Consider the following 15,913-nt stretch of genomic DNA (forward strand, 5'->3'; position numbering starts at 1 on the left):
TCATGGCGGTATGGGCGCGACGCGGCTAGAATCGGACCGTCTGGGCGGTTGATCCCGGTCGGACACCACAGTTCGGGCTACGCCGTCCACCCCCACATTGACCTGCTGCTGGTCCTCTTGAACGCTCGGGAAGTAGTCGAGATCAGCAAAAGCGCCGTAAGCCCGAACGGCGCGAATTTCACATCTCTTCCCCAACCCACAAACCGTTATGCTATAACGCCCGAAACAAGGCTCGCAAGCCTCGCAATTCCATCCTCAATTGCGTGCTTAGGTATTAGAGCGGGAACTCAGATGGCTCACAGAGAATCCCATCGGGTCGATCGCGTCGGCTGGCTTAGGGCGGCGGTGCTCGGCGCCAACGACGGGCTGGTGTCCACCGCCAGTCTGGTGGTCGGGGTTGCGGCGGCGGCGGCCAGTCATGGCGGCATTCTTGTCGCCGGGATCGCTGGACTTGCGGCGGGGGCGATGTCGATGGCGGCCGGGGAATATGTCTCCGTCAGCTCTCAGTCGGACACCGAGAAGGCCGATCTGGCTCGCGAGGCGACCGAGCTTGCCGGCGATCACGACGCGGAGCTGCGAGAACTGGCCGGAATATACGTCGGGCGCGGGGTGGCCCCGGAGCTGGCGGCCGAGGTGGCGCAGCAGATGATGACCCATGACGCTCTCGGCGCCCACGCGCGTGACGAGTTGGGCATTTCCGAAATCACCACTGCGCGCCCCATCCAAGCGGCGTTGACCTCGGCCGTGACGTTCTCGGCAGGCGCGGCGCTGCCGCTGATCGTCGCGGCCGTCGCCCCTATGCCAGATTTGTCTCTCTGGGTCGCAGGGTCGGCGCTGATAGGCTTGGCCGTACTGGGCGCCTTGGGGGCAAGGGTCGGAGGCGCGCCGGTCGGACGGTCCGTCGTTCGCGTGGTCTTTTGGGGCGCGCTCGCGATGGCCATAACCGCCGGTGTGGGCCGGATGTTCGGCGTCGCGGCCTGATCAGAACCGCGCCGTCAGCGCCAGACGTGCGGTGACCGGCCTTTGCGGCGTGCTGATGTCGCCAGAGGCGTAGAAGGGATTGCCGAAGGCGAAGGTGTCGTCGCTGCGATCGAACAGATTGTCGATGGACGCCCGAACGCCCCAACGGCCGATCTCGGCGTTGACGCCGAGCCGGCTGGTCAGATAGCCGGCCGAAGCCCCGACCGATGTCGGCGACAGGGCGATATCGGTGGGGCCGACATAGCCCAGGCGCAGTTCGGAGCGCACGGTCGCGCGCGCCAGCCGGGCCTCATGGACCAGACCGGCCTGGACGCTGAAGTCGGCGACGGCCGGCAGACGGGTGTCTGACCCCAGGGCGAAGGCCGGATCGGGCCGCGTCAGTTCGGGATCATTGACCACCGCGTGGCCATCCAGGGTCCAGCCCCCAAGCCGCCACTCCATTTCGCCTTCAATTCCCGAGTTCCGCCCGTCCCCGAGATTGGCGGTGAAGGGCAGGCCTCGCGCATCGAAGCGGTCAGACTGGATGTCGCTCCAATTCGCGACGAAGACGGCGGCGCGTCCCCGCAGCCGCCCGTTCAGAAGACGGAAGCGCGCGCCCAGCTCGCCGGCGACCATCTCGTCGGACCGGACCTTGCGCGCAGGCTGCTGACCGCCATCGCCGAGTGTTCCCGCGTTGAAGCCCGGTCCGCGATAGCCCTCCGTCGCCAGGGCGTAGAAGACGAAGGGTCCTTGATCGTATTCCAGCACCAGACGCGGGGCGATATCGACCAGGGCCTCGTCGCCCGCGAACCTTTCCAGCGCCCCCTCGGTCTCGCTGCTATGCTCGACGCCGATGCGAAACAGGCGGGCGCCGACGGTAAGCTTCACATGGTCGGCCAAGCGATAGACCGCATCGCCGAACAGGGCGGCTTCGTCGACGTGGTCGCGGCGATGCTGGATGAGGACCGCAGTTCCGCCCTGTCCGTCCGACACCGCAACGGTCCGGTTATGGGTATATTCCGAAAAGAAGAGTCCCACGCTCCAGCTCAGGCGCGCGCCCCGATCACCGTTGAGACGAATCTCATGCACGGAAGCCGACAGATCGTCGGATTGATCCAGAGCCGCCGTACCCGCTAGGCCGAACATCGCCGCCGCAGGGGTCGCATCGTAACGGGCGTCCAGTCCGTGCGACTGAACGCTGGAAGACGCGCGCAGGCGCGCCCAGCCCAGGTCCCCGTTCACCGAGCCCCAGACCCCGTCGAAGTCGTTACGGCTGGGCTCCCTCAGGCTGCGACGCCGGGCGTAGCGGGCGTCGCCCCCCAGAGTCGCATACTGACTGTCGTCGATATCGAGGGTCTGGGCCAGAAAACCCGCCCGCAGGGTCCAGGCCGGACTGACGCTCCACAGGGCCGCAGCTCTCAAGCCCTGGCGGTGCATGCCGCCACTGTTCTGTAGGCCCAGGGCCAGATCATCGACATAGCCGCCGACGGTCTCGTCATAGCCGACCAGCCGCACGGCGAGACGGTCGCTCAACACCGGCGCATTGATCATCAGTTCGACCGCATCGCTGGACGCGCCGCCGGATGTCAGAGCCGATTCTATCGTGGCGCGTCCGTAGACGCCGCCGAGGTCCGGCGCTCGGGTCACCACCTGCACCACTCCGCCCATGGAGCCCGCGCCATAGAGGGCGCCTTGCGGCCCTCGCAACACCTCGACCCGTTCGATGTCGGCAAGCCTCAATGCCGGGTCGGGCGCGTCATAGGTCAGACGGACATCGTCGAGATACAGACCGACGAGGCTCTGCGCCTGCCCCGCCACCGGGCCGTCCGCCATGCCGCGAATAAACACCTTGTCGCGCCCCGGTCCCAGGTTCGTCACCGTCAGCCCGGACACGCGCGCGGCGACGTCACTGAGGTCGGTCGCCCCCGCCCGCTCCAGCATCACGCCGTCAAGCGAGGACAGGCCGTAGGGCGCGCGCGACAACAGCAGATTGTCGGTCCGGGCAGCGGTCACCACGACCTCGTCCAGCATCGTCGGAAGGGCGGCGGGCGCCGCTGGAACGGGCCGCGTCACGACGGGCGCAGGCGACGCGAGACGGACGATCCGCCAGGCTCCGACGCCGACTCGGCTGGCGACGCAGTGTGTGCCCAGCGTCAGTCGGGACAGAGCGGCGTCGAGGGACAGGCGCCCGCGAACGCCCCGGCTGGGACCGCACCGCTCGGCGCCTGACACGTCGATGTTGACACCCGCTTGAAGTCCGAAGTCGAGCAGGGCGGTCCGCAGCGGCTGCGGCGCCACCGACACCTCGACCCGCGAATGATCCTGGGCCTGGGCCGCCATAGGCGCCGCCGCTCCTAAAACGAAGACGAGGGCGCTGAAACTGGCTCTTACCAAGGGGCGACGTCCGAAGCGGGTTCAACGTCGTTCTAGACGAACCCCCTGCGGCCCGCGAGTCGCCTTGATGGGCAGGAAGCGCTCGAGCCGGCCGATCACCGCCGTTTCGTCGTCCAGCACCAGCACACCGGAGAAGCGCAGGTTCGCCGCATCCGGCGCCACCGTCACCGGCGTGGCGAAGGCCCGGCTGAGATCGGCGGCGATCTCGCTCAACGGTTTATCGTCATATGCGCGCCGCCCCCGAGTCCAGGCGGCGGCAGTGCGGACATCGACCGGCGCCACAGTCATCCGATCGTCGGCGTCGGCGCGTCGAACCGCCTGACCCACCGTGAGCCGAACCTTGCGACCGGACCGGTCCAGATCGCCGACTTCCACGACCCCGCGCAGCACCGAGACCTCCGTCTCCTGGGCCGACCGGCGGATGTTGAAGGCCGTGCCGACCACCCGGACCTGGCTTTCACCGACATCGATCAGGAAGGGCCGCCCGGCGTCGTGCGCGACATCGAACACCGCCTCGGCCTGATCCATGTGCACCAGCCGCCTTCCCAGTTCCATCTTCACCGACAGGGTCGATCCGCCATTGATCTGAAGCCGCGATCCATCCTCCAACGCCACCGTCCGGGTTTCGCCGGGCGCAGTCTGATAGACGACGGTCGGCGCCGACTGCAGCAGAGGCGCCAGGAACACGGCCGCCGCGAGCGCAGCCGCCATCGCCGGGGCCGCAACCATCCAACGCCGGTCGATGCCCTTACGGCGCTCGCGATGAGCCGCCAGATCGACCACGGGCGAGGCTTGGGCGTGGACCAGGTGATCCGTCGCCGCCCAAAGCCCCTCAGCCTCATCGAAGGCGCGACGATGGGCAAGGTCTGCACTCAGCCAGGCTGCGGCCGCGTCCAAGTCTTCGACCGTCACGTCATCGGCGCGCAGACGCACGACCCAGGCGGCGGCCTGGGCGGCGATCTCCTCGTCCTTGATGACGGCGTCCTGGGTCATGATCCGGTCCGGGCCCGAAGGGGCTTCGAGGGAGAGACGACGCGGTCGCGCCGCACCCTCAATGAAAAATGGCGAAATCGCGTCTTCATGGCCAACCGACCCTGAGCAGCAGGTCTTTTAGAGAGGCCGAGATATATTTCTCGACGGCGCTGCGCGACACGCCCATCCGCTCGGCCACCTCGGCCTGGCTCAGTCCGGCCATCTTGTGCAGACGAAAAGCCTCCGCGGCTTTGGGCGGCATCCGGTCGATGGCGGCGACGACCTTCTCCAGCTTCAGCCGCGCCCAGACCGCGTCCTCGGCCGATGGCGCGTCTTCAGCGTCTCCGGCGTCGTCGACGACCGCAGCGCGGCGCCATTCCAGATCGCGAGCCCCCGCACGACGCTGCGCCTTTGAGGCGTCCAGGGCCAGGTTGGCCGCCATGCGATAGAGGAAGGCCTGTGGGTGACGCACCTCGGCCGCCGCATCGTCCGTCATCGACTGGAGCCGTAGCCAAACATCCTGCGCCAAATCTTCGGCCGTGGCGGAAGACCCGGTGCGCGCCGTGAGGAAGCGGACCAGCGCCGGCCGCGCCTCAAGCCAAGCGTCCGCCAGCCCCTGTCGAGCCATCGGGCTCGGGTCGTTTTGCGAGGGGCCAGGGGGAGAGTTCACCGGCGCATGGTGGGTCGCTGCGCCGCCTGCGGCAACCGCGTTTGCGGCCTCGGAAGATTTTTTTGTGGGAGCCGCCGCGTGGCGTCGTCTCTGGCCCACAGACCCTTTGGTCCGAGGCCCGTATGTTTCCACTCCGCTCGCCCCAAGACGCCGATCCCGCCCGGCGCCGATCACGCCGGACCCTGTCGTCGCGCATCATCCGCTTCGACGACCCGTGCAGACAAGAGCGACGCCGTGTCGAACAATTCATCGAGGCCGCCTACGCCAAGGCCTACGGCGGTCAAATCCAGGCCCACTTCCCCACCTTGATGAGCGTGCAGGACGAGGCGGGCGTCATCTACGCCGCCGTCGGCTTTCGGCATGCGGCGGAAGCGCCCCTCTATCTCGAACAATATCTGGACGGCCCGGTCGAGGCGGTGCTGGGTCAGGCCGTCGGCGCCGTCATTGCCCGCGCTCAGGTGGTTGAGATCGGCAGCCTGGCCTCCAGCGGACGCGGCGCGACGGTCTTTCTGTTCGCGGCCATGGCGCATCACCTGCAGACGGCGGGGCTGAGGTTCGCCGTCGCCACCGCCACCGACGAACTGCGACGCATCTTCTACAAGGCCGGTCTGGGCGCGCTTCAACTCGCCCGAGCCGATCCTGAAAGGCTGGCGGACGGCGGCGGCAGTTGGGGCGCCTACTATCAGGCCGACCCCGTCGTGCTAGCCGGGTCGATCGACGCCGCGACCGACCCGCTGGACCATTTCTCCGAAACCGACCCGGTCGGGCGCGCAGTCCGCACCCGCCTTCACTACGAGGATCGCTCATGAGCGCCGTTCTGGACGCCCTGTCGCATCGCGCCCGCACGACGCCCGACGATGTCGTCGTCAGTTGGAGCGGCGGATCGCTGACAGCCGCCGAGCTCCTGGCCGAGGTCGGCCGTATGGCCGCAAAGCTCGCCGACGACGGCTCGCCTGTCGGCGTTCTGCTGGACAACGGCCCCGCCTGGGTCATCGTCGATCTGGCCCTCGCGCTAACCCAGCGCCCCAGCGTGCCGATCCCGCCCTTCTTCACGGCCGCCCAGCGCGATCACGCCTTGGCGGACGCCGGCGCTGGCCTGCTGATCACATTGGGCGGACCCGACGACATGGCGATGGAAGGCGGACATGTTCGCCTCACGCCGACCGGCCTGCCTTCGCGCGCGCTCCACCCCGGCACGGCCAAGATCACCTACACCTCCGGCTCGACCGGCGCGCCAAAGGGCGTGTGCCTGTCGCAGAACCAGATGGAGGCGGTCGCCGCCTCCTTGGTCGCGGTGCTGGGCCGGGATCGCGCGGGGCTGCACCTGCCGGTCCTGCCTCTCGCGGTGCTGCTCGAGAATGTCGCCGGTCTCTACGCCACCTTGCTGGCCGGCGGGCGCTATCATGCGGCCGGCCTTTCCGAAGTCGGCATGGGCGAGGCCTTCCGCCCCGACGTCGCACGCCTGCTGACCACCGTGGCCCAGACCGGCGCGACGACCCTGATCCTGGTGCCCGAACTGCTGCGCGGCCTGATCGCGGCCCAGGGCGCGATGCGGCTGGATCATCGGCTGGAGATGATCGCGGTTGGGGGCGCGCGCGTCGCTCCGACCCTGCTGGAGGCGGCCGAGACTGTCGGCCTGCCCGTGGTCGAAGGCTATGGTCTCAGCGAATGCGCTTCGGTCGTCGCCCTGAACACCCCCGACGACGCCCGTCCCGGCGCCGTGGGTCGGCCCCTGCCCCATCTGACGGTCGCCCTGGCCGAAGACGGGGAAATCCTGGTCTCGCCGCATCTCTTCCTCGGCTACGTCGGCGGTGAGCCCGCGCCCGAGATGCTTCGCACCGGCGACATCGGCAGCTTCGACGCCGACGGGCGGCTAAGGATCGCGGGCCGCAAGGCCAACACCCTGATCACCGCCTTCGGCCGCAACGTCGCGCCCGAATGGGTCGAGAGCGAGCTTCTGGCCGAGCCTCAGATCCTTCAAGCCATGGTGATGGGCGAGGCGCAGGCCGCCCTGTCGGCCTTGATCGTGCCGATGCCCGGCGTTGACCCGGCTCAGGTCGAGGCCGCCGTGACCCGCGCCAATGCGCGTCTGCCGCACTACGCCCACGTCACCGACTGGCGTCTGGTCCAGCCTTTCGATCCGGCCGCCGGCCAGGTGACCGCCAACGGTCGTCCGCGTCGCGAGACCCTTCGCCGCGCCTACGCGCCCTCCCATTCCGAAGCCGCCTGAGAGTTCACATGTCCTTTTTCGATGAGTTGGTCGGCGCGACCGCCCCAGAACGCGCCGCCTTCGCCGCCATTCCCCAGATCCGCGACGGCCTGGCCGGCCGGATCAGCCGCGACACCTATGTCGCCTATCTGGCCCAGGCCTATCATCACGTCAGCCACACGGTCCCGCTGATGCAGGCCGCCCGCGCCCGCCTGGACGACGACCACGCCGTCTTCAAGACCGCGCTCGACGACTATATCGCCGAGGAAACCGGCCATGAGCAGTGGATCCTGAACGACATCCGCGCCGCAGGCGGCGATCCCGATCAGACGGTGCGGGACGGGCCCAACGTCGCGACCGAACTGATGGTCGCCTATGCCTACGACACGATCCAGCGGATCAATCCGATGGCCTTCTTCGGCATGGTCTATGTGCTGGAAGGAACCAGCATCCAGCTGGCCAGCGTCGGGGCTGACGCGGTGCAGAAAAGCCTAGGCCTGCCGCCTGCCGCCTTCACCTATCTGGTCTCCCACGGCGCCCTGGACCAGGACCACATCCTGTTCCTGAAACAACTGCTCGACGGGGTGTCCGACACTCGGGACCGCGCCGCCATCGTCCATATGGCCAAGGTGATGTTCGGCCTGTTCGGCGGCGTCTTCGCCTCCATCCCCCACTTTACGGCCCGGGAGACGGTCGATGCGGTTTAAGGATCGCGACATCCTGATCACCGGCGGCTCGGGCGCCCTGGGCCGCCGCGTGGTGCAGCAGATCGAAAGCGAGGGCGGCCGCGTCGTCATCGTCGCCCGCGCGCCGGTCGCCGGTCGTCAGACCCTGGTGGGCGACCTCTCGACATCGCAAGGCCTTGAGGCCGTCGCGGCGCAGGCCGGCGCCCGGCCTTGGGACATGCTCATCAACATCGCCGGCATCCAGCATTTCGGTCCGCTGGAGCAGCAGACGCCCGAGCACCTGCTGGCCAGCTACATGGTCAATCTGGTGGCGCCCGCGCGTCTGGCCCAGGCCGTGTTGCCCGATATGAAAGCCCGACGACGAGGCCAGATCGCCAATGTCGGCTCGATCTTCGGCTCCATCAACTTCGCCCACTTCGCCACCTATTCCAGCGCCAAGGCGGGGATGCGCGCACTCAGCCAGTCGCTGCGTCGCGAACTGACGGGCACGGGCGTCGGCGTCACCTATGTCGCGCCCCGCGCCGTGGCGACGCCGTTCAATTCGGCCAAGGTCGACGAATACGCCCGCCTGACCGGCATGGCCGTGGACGATCCCGACCAGATCGCACAACGCATCGTCGCCGCTGTCCGCGCCGACCGCCGCGACGTCTACATCGGCTTCCCCGAAAGCCTGTTTGTCCGGCTGAACGCCCTGGCGCCCGGCCTGATCGACGGCGCCCTGAAGTCCAACGACCTGAAGGCCCGCGCCCTGTTCGCCGGCTGAAGAAATAAGGAGAAACGCCATGAAATCCGCCCTGCTCGCCCTGGCCCTGATGGCCGCCCCCCTGACGGCGGCGTCCGTCGCCCACGCTGACGCCTGCGACGACCGCGTGCGCGGCCTTCAGCAATCCTGGGACCATGTGAACTTCGAAACGCCCCAAGGTGTCCGCGCCGCCGAGATGGCGCGCCTGAAGACACAGGCCGACGCCGTCGTCGCCCAGTGCCCTGACCGCGCCGAACCCCTGGTCTGGGACGCGATCATCACCGCCTCCGAGGCCGGGCTGAAAGGCGGCATAGGCGCTTTGGGTCTGGTACGTGAGGCCCGGTCCCAGCTGGAGCAGGCCGAACGCATCAATCCTCGCGCGCTGAACGGCGCAGTCTACATCAGCCTAGGCTCGCTCTACGCCCAGGTGCCCAGCGCTCCGATCGGATTCGGCAATCGCCAGCGTGCCCGAGACTATCTCCAACGCGGTCTGACCATGGCTCCCAACGACATCGACGCCAACTTCTTCATGGGCGATCTGCTGGTGCGCGAGCACGACTGGGACGGCGCCGCCCGCTATCTGCAAAAGGCAATAGAGGCGCCCGCCCGTCCCGGCCGCGCCGCCGCCGACCGCGGTCGCAAGGCCGAGGCCCGCGCCCTGCTCGCCCGCGCACAGCAGCACCATTGAGCGACGCCGGAATGGTCCCCCACCCCCCTGTCGCCCTGTCGCTCGACATCGTCCAGCGGCGTCGAAAATGGTTCGCCGGCCTGGTGCTCGTCGCCCTTCTGATCTTGACGGCCAGCGTACATTCGGTCGCCGCCTTCAATGGCGACTGGCATGAAGGCGTCGAGGCCCTGGGTCTTTCGCTGATCGTCATCGCCATCGTCGGCCGCGCCTGGTGCTCGCTCTATATCGGTGGGCGCAAGAAGGCCGAAATCGTCGATCGCGGCCCCTACTCCATCACCCGCAATCCGCTCTATGTGTTCAGCTTCATCGGCGCTTTCGGCGTCGGCGCCCAGACCGGCAGTCTGGTGATCGGCTCGATATTCGCCCTGGCGACTTTCCTCATCTTCCTGCGCACGGTCAGCCGCGAAGAGGCGTGGTTGGCCGAACATTTCGGAGCGACCTATGCGGCCTATCGCGCCCGCACACCGCGCTTCTGGCCGAATCCTGCCCGCTGGCGAGATGCAGAAGAACTGTCGATTCGACCGGCCTTCTTCGTGCGCACACTCCGCGACGGCCTGACATTCCTGGCGGCTATTCCCGTCATGGAAGGGATCGAACACCTGCAGTCAACAGGCCTGATCGGTTTCCGGATCGGGCTGTTCTAGGGCGATTGTCGGTCGTCGTGGGCGAAGCGGCTACATCCGGCCAGCCATCCGCGCCCTCACTCCCAGCCTTTCCATCAGCATCAAACGGGTCGGAACGCTCGGCAAGAGAAGCGAGAGGATGACCATGAGATCGACAAGCATGACCGCCTCCCGATGTCGTCCTCGGTCGGAACGGCAAGCCTAATCGTGGGCGGCGCAAAACCGCTAGCGACCGTTAGTCGCCAAGATTGGTCGTCGAAATCCAGGCAGAACCAGACATTCGGCCATCGAAAAAGACTTTCGGGATGCGCTGCAGCGCTCACCTATGCCCTAACAAGGCGCCTCCCTCGATTCCGCGGCCGAGTGAAGCGCTTCCGTTCGCAGCGAGGACTTTGCTGATCTTTGGTGATATGAGCAGCTCAATGGTCAAGCCTTTGCGGGAAATCGTCCGTCGATTTGGCTTCGTCAGCACCCTGCTGCTGACGCTGGTTTTCGCCATGCCTGCTTTCGAAACCCACGCCTGCGCTGCGGAGTCGCCGGCCAGCGCACAGGTCGCCGAGGTGGCGTCCGGCGACGACGTCCAATGCCCCGACTGCGGCCCGGCGTGCGCCAACGGCTGTTGCCATGCGCCGCATTCCGCCGTGTCCAACGACGTCGCGACGCCGCGATTCGTCGCCCTGTTTGGCCAGCCACAAGCCTGGAGCGACAGCGTCGCCTCTCCGCTTGGGCGGCCTGACGGTCCCGAGCGCCCTCCCAGAACCTGATCCTGAGGCCAGACCTGGCGTCCGGCCTTCTTGAGCCCTGCGCGTGGCGGAGACGCCGCGCGTCCTGAACTCTGGGCCCGGCCGTGCGCCGGGCGAGGATCGATCATGACCTTGAAGAAACACTGGCTGATGACCGGCGCCGCCGTCATCATCGCCCTGGGTGCGGGCTTTGGCTTCGCCCGCATTCTGGACCGCCCCCCGGCCGAGGCCGGACATGCCGAGGCGGGTCACGCCGAAGAGACCGGCGAAGAGGCCTTCGTCGCCCTGACGCCCCAGGAGGCGGCGCGGGCCGGCGTCTCCGTCATCACCGTGCAACGGGGCGGCGGGGCGGAACTGAAGCTGCCCGGTCGCGTCGCCTTTGCGCCTGGCGCAGAGGCCGCGGTCGACGCCCCCCTGGGCGGCGCCGTGGTGCGGGTCCATGTCGGCCTAGGCGATCGCGTGGCGGCCGGTGCGCCATTGATCACCGTACGAAGCCCGGACGGCGCCGCCTCCCGCGCCGACGCGGACGCGGCAGGTGCGACGGTCGAGGCGGCTCGCGCCGCCGAACGCCGCGACCGCACCCTGTTCGAACAGGGCTGGGTCTCGCAAGCACGACTGGACGTCACCGCTGCCGAGACGCGTCGCGCGGAGGCCCAGCATCGCGCCGCCCGCGCCCGCGTCGGCGCCTTCGGCGCGCCAGGGTCCGACGGCCTTACAGTCGTGCGCAGCCCCATAGGCGGGGTCGTCACCCGCCTGAGCGCCGCGCCCGGCCAAGTATTGCATGAAGAGGCCTTGCAGGTCGCCGCCGTCGCTGACCCGGGCCGCGTCGAACTTATCTTCGAAGCCCCGCCCTCAGCCGCCTCCGTTCTAAAAGTCGGCGACACGCTGGAAAGCACGGTCGCGGGATCGCGCGTCGTGTCGGGCGTCGTCATCGCCATCGCCCCGGCCAATGCCAACGGCGTCGTCATCGTTCGCGCGCGGCCGTCCGCTGAGACGTCCCCGGCGGGGTCCGTCGTGTCGGCCCGCGTCTCGGCCGGCGTGAGGAGGGGCACACCCGTCGTGCCGCTGGATGCGGTGCAAACCATAGAAGGGTCGCCGTCCGTCTTCGTGCAAGAGAGCAGCGGGTTCCGCGCGCGGCCCGTCGTGACCGGGCGGACGTCAGACGGTCGTATCGAGATCGTGTCCGGTCTGACCGGGTCCGAACGCATCGCCGGGGCCGGCGCCTTCCTGCTCAAGGCCGAACTGGCCAAGGGCGAAGCCGAGCACGGACACTGATCATGCTGAACCGGATCATCGACGCCTCGGTGCGTTTCCGCTGGCTGGTCGTCGGCCTGGCCGCTGTCCTGGCTTTGCTGGGTGGACGCGAGCTGTTGCACCTGCCCATCGACGCCGTGCCCGACATCACCAATCGGCAGGTGCAGATCACCACCGTCGCCCCGGCGCTCGGCCCCGAAGAGGTCGAAAGCCAGGTCACCTTCCCGCTGGAGACCGCGCTGGCCGGCCTGCCGGGCCTGACCGAGACCCGGTCCCTGTCGCGCCATGGCTTCTCGCAGATCACCGCCGTCTTCACCGACGCGACCGACATCTACTTCGCCCGCAACCTGATCAACGAACGGCTGCAGGGCGCACGCGAAGACCTGCCCGAGGGCCTCTCGCCCTCGATGGGCCCGCTCGTGACCGGCCTGGGCGAGGTCTATATCTGGACCCTTGAGCTGACCGGCCCAGCGGCCAAGCCCGGGGCCGTCTATGTCACGCCCGAAGGCGAGCGACTGGTCACAGATCAGGAGAAGGCCACCTATCTGCGCACCGTCCAGGACTGGATCGTCGCGCCGCAGCTGAAGACCGTACCGGGCGTCGCCGGCGTGGACGTGCTGGGCGGCTATGTGAAGGAATACGCGGTCCATCCAGACCCCAGCCGGCTGGCCGCATACGGCGTCGGGCTGGTGCAACTGGTCGAAGCGCTCGAGCACGCCAATCGCATCGCCGGCGCGGGCTACGTCAACCGCGGGGGGGAGGCCTATATCGTCCGCGCCGACGCCCGACTGAAAAGCCTGAGCGACCTGGCCCAGACGCCCATCCTGAACCGCGGCGGCCAGGTGATCCGCGTATCGGACGTGGCGACCGTCGAGATCGGCCGGGCCCCACGCCTGGGGTCCGCCAGCGCCGACGGCCGTGAGACCGTGGTGGGCACAGCCCTGATGCTGCAGGGCGAGAACTCGCGCGAGGTGGCGCACCGCGTTGGCGAACGGTTGAAAGCCATCGCCCCCAGCCTGCCGCCCGGTGTGAACCTGCGACCTGAACTGGACCGCACCGAACTGGTCGAGGCGACCATTCGCACCGTCGAGCACAACCTGCTGCTGGGCGCCCTGCTGGTCGTCGCCGTGCTGTTCTTCGCCCTGGGCAATGTACGGGCGGCGATCATCACCGCCCTGGTCATTCCGCTCAGCTTCCTGTTCGCCGCCTCGGCGATGAACCGGTTCGGCATCAGCGCCAATCTGCTGAGCCTGGGGGCGCTGGACTTCGGCCTGATCGTCGACGGCGCCGTGGTGGTGATCGAGAACACCCTGCGTCGCCTGGGGTTGAAACGTACCGAGACGGGCCGTCCCCTGACCATCGCCGAACGGTTGTCGGTCGCCGCAGCCTCAGCGCGCGAGATGGCGCGGCCGGCCGCCTTTGGCCAGGCGATCATCCTGCTCGTCTATGCGCCCCTGCTGATGTTCGAAGGGGTCGAGGGCAAGATGTTCGGACCCATGGCCGCCACCGTCATGCTGGCCCTGGCCGCCGCCTTCGTCCTCAGTTTCACCTTCGTGCCCGCCATGGCCGCCTTGCTGGTCAAGGAGCCCAAGGCGGATCATGAAGAGACTCGGCTGACACGCGCCGCCAAGGCCCGCTATCAGCCCCTGCTGGAGCGCGCCATCGCTCGGCCCCGGCTAGTGCTGACCAGCGCCGGGGTCGCCCTGCTGGCGGGCGTGATCGCCTTCCTGACGCTGGGCCGTGAGTTCGTGCCCCAACTGGACGAGGGCGACGTCCTGGTCCAGGCCCTGCGCGTACCCTCGACCTCGCTGGAACAGAGCCAGGCGATGCAGTTCCAGGTCGAACGCACGCTTAAGGCCATGCCCCAGGTCGAGCGTGTCTTCACCCGCACCGGCACGGCCGAGGTGGCGTCGGACCCCATGCCTCCGTCGATCTCGGACACCTTCGTCATCCTGAAGGACCGCGGCGACTGGCCCGAGCCGCGACTGGCGAAGGCCGATCTGGTGGCGGACATGGAGGTGCGACTATCGACCCTGCTGGGCAACAGTTACGAGTTCACCCAGCCCATCGAGATGCGGTTCAACGAACTGATCGCCGGGGTCCGGTCGGACGTGGCGGTCATGATCTACGGCGACGACTTCGCCGCCATGAACCGCACGGCCCAGCAGATCGCCACCGTCCTGAATGGTATTGAGGGCGCGGCGGACGTCCGGGTCGAACAGGTGTCGGGCCAGCCGACCATCACGGCCAGCGTCGATCGCACCGTGGCGGCGGCGCAGGGCGTCCACGCCTCGGACGCCGCCGATGCCCTGGCCATCGCCTTCGCGGGTCGCGCGGCGGGTCAGGTGAACGAAGGCGACCGGCGGTTCGATGTCGTCGTGAGGCTGGACGACGCCTTGCGCGCAGATCCCACAGTCATGGAGCAGCTGCCGGTCATGCCGGAGAACGCCCAGGCCGGCGCCCCGACCGTACCCCTGTCCTCGGTCGCTCGCTTCGACGTGGCCGAAGGGCCGAACCAGATCAGCCGAGCCGACGGCAAACGTCGCATGATCGTCCAGGCCAATGTCCGCGGTCGCGACCTCGGCGGCTTTGTCACCGAGGCTCAATCGAAGGTCGCCGATCAGGTCCAGCCGCCGCTGTCCGGCTGGATCGACTGGGGGGGCCAGTTCGAGAACCTGCAGCGCGCCTCCGCCCGCCTGGCGCTGATCGTGCCCATCGTCTTCTTCACCATCGGCCTACTTCTGGTGCTGGCGCTTCGGTCGTGGAAGGACGCCGCCCTTGTCTTTGCAGGCGTGCCGCTGGCCTTGGTCGGCGGCGCCCTGGCGCTGGCGGTGCGTGGGATGCCGCTGTCCATCAGCGCGGCGGTCGGCTTCATCGCCGTGTCGGGCGTGGCCACCCTGAACGGCCTGGTCCTGATGCAGGCCATCCGGCAGCGGCTGACCGAGGGCGTCCCCCCGGGCGAGGCGGCGCTTCACGGCGCCGTCAGCCGTCTGCGCGCTGTGCTGACGACGGCCCTGGTCGCAGTGTTGGGCTTCGTTCCCATGGCGTTTGCGGCGGGCGCGGGGGCGGAGGTGCAGAAGCCGCTGGCCACGGTCGTCATCGGCGGGCTGACCACGGCCACGCTCCTGACACTGATCGTCTTGCCCGTCCTCGCGGCACGTTGGCGATCCGCTACGGCTCACGATTGACCTGAAGCGAATGAAGAACGCCTGTGCGATGTTCCGGAATCGGGAACTGATCCTCCCTCTTCTTGGTGGACACCCATGCTAGCTTTTCGGAGCTGGGGAGGAGTGTCTGATGACTGTTCACGCCGGAACTTCACAGGTTCTTTCAAGCGCAAGGCGGTTGACGGATCGCCAACAGCGGCCTGAGCGTCGGGTCTGGGGCACGCGAGCTGGGGCTCCACGAGACGGTGCTTCATCGACGGATAACGCAGTTCGGGTGTCAGGAGACGACGGGGACGCCGCGGCGCATCACAACGCAGGCGTCGTCCCCGTCGCCGTCGGATCTGGCGGCGGCTGGGGTTGCCCGGTTACCACTAGAGAACGGTCAGCTTCGGATGGAGTGGGAATCGAATGTCGGCGCGTATCGGCCCCATAAAAAAAGCGCCGCGCTCATCTTGGCTTCGCCGCGACACCTTCTATGCCCAACGACATCTCACCAGTCGACCGAACCTCCGTCACTTTCGCGCGGGGGCGGATGAGGTTTGGGCAGTGGCCACTGCTTGAGAGGCCGCCAGCATGACCGAGCTGTGGTCAGCAAACTTAACCTGACAACGCTTTCCGGCCCCCGCAGGGCGACGGATGACGTGCGGCGCCCCTTTAAGCCGGCCGTCTGCAAAAGAGACGAGGCCGCATCCGGGGATAACGGATGCGGCCTCAGGTGCGAGAATGAGCGCCCCCAACGCTCGATCTCAGACTAGGCTGACGCCGGGCCCGGATCACGTCAGAAAGTCTGACATCGACGCCAGGC

At 68.1% G+C, this 15,913-nt stretch carries 13 protein-coding genes and 1 pseudogene; 11 read left to right on the top strand and 3 right to left on the bottom strand.

All coding sequences use genetic code 11. The features are described 5' to 3' along the window. Nucleotides 1–291: 291 nt before the first annotated feature. Nucleotides 292–981 (top strand): VIT1/CCC1 transporter family protein, encoded by a 690-nt coding sequence (locus tag PKE72_RS03105; protein WP_271164009.1) that lies wholly within the window; start codon nucleotides 292–294, stop codon nucleotides 979–981. Here PKE72_RS03105 and PKE72_RS03110 read toward each other — a convergent pair whose 3' ends face one another. The 3 genes from PKE72_RS03110 to PKE72_RS03120 all read right to left on the bottom strand — a co-directional run bounded on the left by PKE72_RS03110 (nucleotide 982) and on the right by PKE72_RS03120 (nucleotide 4,954). Continuing rightward, nucleotides 982–3,300: a TonB-dependent receptor gene (locus tag PKE72_RS03110; RefSeq protein WP_271164010.1), complete on the bottom strand. Its 2,319-nt coding sequence runs from the start codon at nucleotides 3,298–3,300 to the stop codon at nucleotides 982–984. It abuts the gene before it with no gap. 75 nt (nucleotides 3,301–3,375) lie between these two features. Beyond that, a complete protein-coding gene (locus PKE72_RS03115; protein ID WP_271164011.1) occupies nucleotides 3,376–4,347 on the bottom strand; it encodes a FecR family protein in 972 nt (323 codons plus the stop codon). Nucleotides 4,348–4,432: 85 nt separating this feature from the next. Then, complete coding sequence (locus PKE72_RS03120; RefSeq protein ID WP_271164012.1) at nucleotides 4,433–4,954, bottom strand: sigma-70 family RNA polymerase sigma factor; 522 nt, start codon at nucleotides 4,952–4,954, stop codon at nucleotides 4,433–4,435. Between the two features lie 164 nt (nucleotides 4,955–5,118). Here PKE72_RS03120 and PKE72_RS03125 point away from each other — a divergent pair, with 164 nt between their 5' ends. From PKE72_RS03125 to PKE72_RS03170, 10 genes and pseudogenes are all read left to right on the top strand, one after another. Further along, nucleotides 5,119–5,805 (top strand): thermostable hemolysin, encoded by a 687-nt coding sequence (locus tag PKE72_RS03125; protein ID WP_271164013.1) that lies wholly within the window; start codon nucleotides 5,119–5,121, stop codon nucleotides 5,803–5,805. Further along, nucleotides 5,802–7,226, top strand: coding sequence for an AMP-binding protein (locus PKE72_RS03130; protein WP_271164014.1), 1,425 nt, complete (start codon nucleotides 5,802–5,804; stop codon nucleotides 7,224–7,226). Before PKE72_RS03125 ends, PKE72_RS03130 begins: the two co-directional genes overlap by 4 nt. A gap of 8 nt (nucleotides 7,227–7,234) precedes the next feature. After that, nucleotides 7,235–7,912, top strand: a complete 678-nt coding sequence (locus PKE72_RS03135) for an iron-containing redox enzyme family protein (RefSeq protein ID WP_271164015.1) — start codon at nucleotides 7,235–7,237, stop codon at nucleotides 7,910–7,912. Continuing rightward, a complete protein-coding gene (locus tag PKE72_RS03140; protein ID WP_271164016.1) occupies nucleotides 7,902–8,654 on the top strand; it encodes an SDR family NAD(P)-dependent oxidoreductase in 753 nt (250 codons plus the stop codon). The genes PKE72_RS03135 and PKE72_RS03140 overlap by 11 nt, the downstream gene beginning before the upstream one ends. Nucleotides 8,655–8,673: 19 nt before the next feature. Next, a complete protein-coding gene (locus PKE72_RS03145; protein ID WP_271164017.1) occupies nucleotides 8,674–9,321 on the top strand; it encodes a tetratricopeptide repeat protein in 648 nt (215 codons plus the stop codon). Nucleotides 9,322–9,332: 11 nt separating this feature from the next. Then, nucleotides 9,333–9,965, top strand: a complete 633-nt coding sequence (locus PKE72_RS03150) for a methyltransferase family protein (protein ID WP_271164018.1) — start codon at nucleotides 9,333–9,335, stop codon at nucleotides 9,963–9,965. Nucleotides 9,966–10,366: 401 nt separating this feature from the next. Next, nucleotides 10,367–10,708 carry a hypothetical protein gene (locus tag PKE72_RS03155; protein ID WP_271164019.1) on the top strand — a complete coding sequence of 114 codons (342 nt, stop codon included), beginning with the start codon at nucleotides 10,367–10,369 and terminating at the stop codon, nucleotides 10,706–10,708. Nucleotides 10,709–10,813: 105 nt separating this feature from the next. Then, nucleotides 10,814–11,962 carry an efflux RND transporter periplasmic adaptor subunit gene (locus PKE72_RS03160; RefSeq protein ID WP_271164020.1) on the top strand — a complete coding sequence of 383 codons (1,149 nt, stop codon included), beginning with the start codon at nucleotides 10,814–10,816 and terminating at the stop codon, nucleotides 11,960–11,962. Nucleotides 11,963–11,964: 2 nt separating this feature from the next. Beyond that, complete coding sequence (locus PKE72_RS03165; RefSeq protein WP_271164021.1) at nucleotides 11,965–15,129, top strand: efflux RND transporter permease subunit; 3,165 nt, start codon at nucleotides 11,965–11,967, stop codon at nucleotides 15,127–15,129. A 75-nt stretch (nucleotides 15,130–15,204) separates the two neighbouring features. Further along, a pseudogene (locus PKE72_RS03170) lies at nucleotides 15,205–15,506 on the top strand (transposase); the annotation flags it as partial. Nucleotides 15,507–15,913: the final 407 nt, after the last annotated feature.

The sequence above is a fragment of the Brevundimonas intermedia genome, assembly GCF_027922165.1.
In the GTDB taxonomy this organism is placed as follows: Bacteria; Pseudomonadota; Alphaproteobacteria; order Caulobacterales; family Caulobacteraceae; genus Brevundimonas; species Brevundimonas intermedia.

Excerpts from the sequence above, each read along its gene's own strand:
- PKE72_RS03105 (WP_271164009.1), top strand. The coding sequence starts at position 292 with ATGGCTCACAGAGAATCCCATCGGGTCGATCGCGTCGGCTGGCTTAGG.
- PKE72_RS03110 (WP_271164010.1), bottom strand. The coding sequence starts at position 3,300 with ATGGCGGCCCAGGCCCAGGATCATTCGCGGGTCGAGGTGTCGGTGGCG.
- PKE72_RS03115 (WP_271164011.1), bottom strand. The coding sequence starts at position 4,347 with ATGACCCAGGACGCCGTCATCAAGGACGAGGAGATCGCCGCCCAGGCC.
- PKE72_RS03120 (WP_271164012.1), bottom strand. The coding sequence starts at position 4,954 with ATGGCTCGACAGGGGCTGGCGGACGCTTGGCTTGAGGCGCGGCCGGCG.
- PKE72_RS03125 (WP_271164013.1), top strand. The coding sequence starts at position 5,119 with ATGTTTCCACTCCGCTCGCCCCAAGACGCCGATCCCGCCCGGCGCCGA.
- PKE72_RS03130 (WP_271164014.1), top strand. The coding sequence starts at position 5,802 with ATGAGCGCCGTTCTGGACGCCCTGTCGCATCGCGCCCGCACGACGCCC.
- PKE72_RS03135 (WP_271164015.1), top strand. The coding sequence starts at position 7,235 with ATGTCCTTTTTCGATGAGTTGGTCGGCGCGACCGCCCCAGAACGCGCC.
- PKE72_RS03140 (WP_271164016.1), top strand. The coding sequence starts at position 7,902 with ATGCGGTTTAAGGATCGCGACATCCTGATCACCGGCGGCTCGGGCGCC.
- PKE72_RS03145 (WP_271164017.1), top strand. The coding sequence starts at position 8,674 with ATGAAATCCGCCCTGCTCGCCCTGGCCCTGATGGCCGCCCCCCTGACG.
- PKE72_RS03150 (WP_271164018.1), top strand. The coding sequence starts at position 9,333 with ATGGTCCCCCACCCCCCTGTCGCCCTGTCGCTCGACATCGTCCAGCGG.
- PKE72_RS03155 (WP_271164019.1), top strand. The coding sequence starts at position 10,367 with ATGGTCAAGCCTTTGCGGGAAATCGTCCGTCGATTTGGCTTCGTCAGC.
- PKE72_RS03160 (WP_271164020.1), top strand. The coding sequence starts at position 10,814 with ATGACCTTGAAGAAACACTGGCTGATGACCGGCGCCGCCGTCATCATC.
- PKE72_RS03165 (WP_271164021.1), top strand. The coding sequence starts at position 11,965 with ATGCTGAACCGGATCATCGACGCCTCGGTGCGTTTCCGCTGGCTGGTC.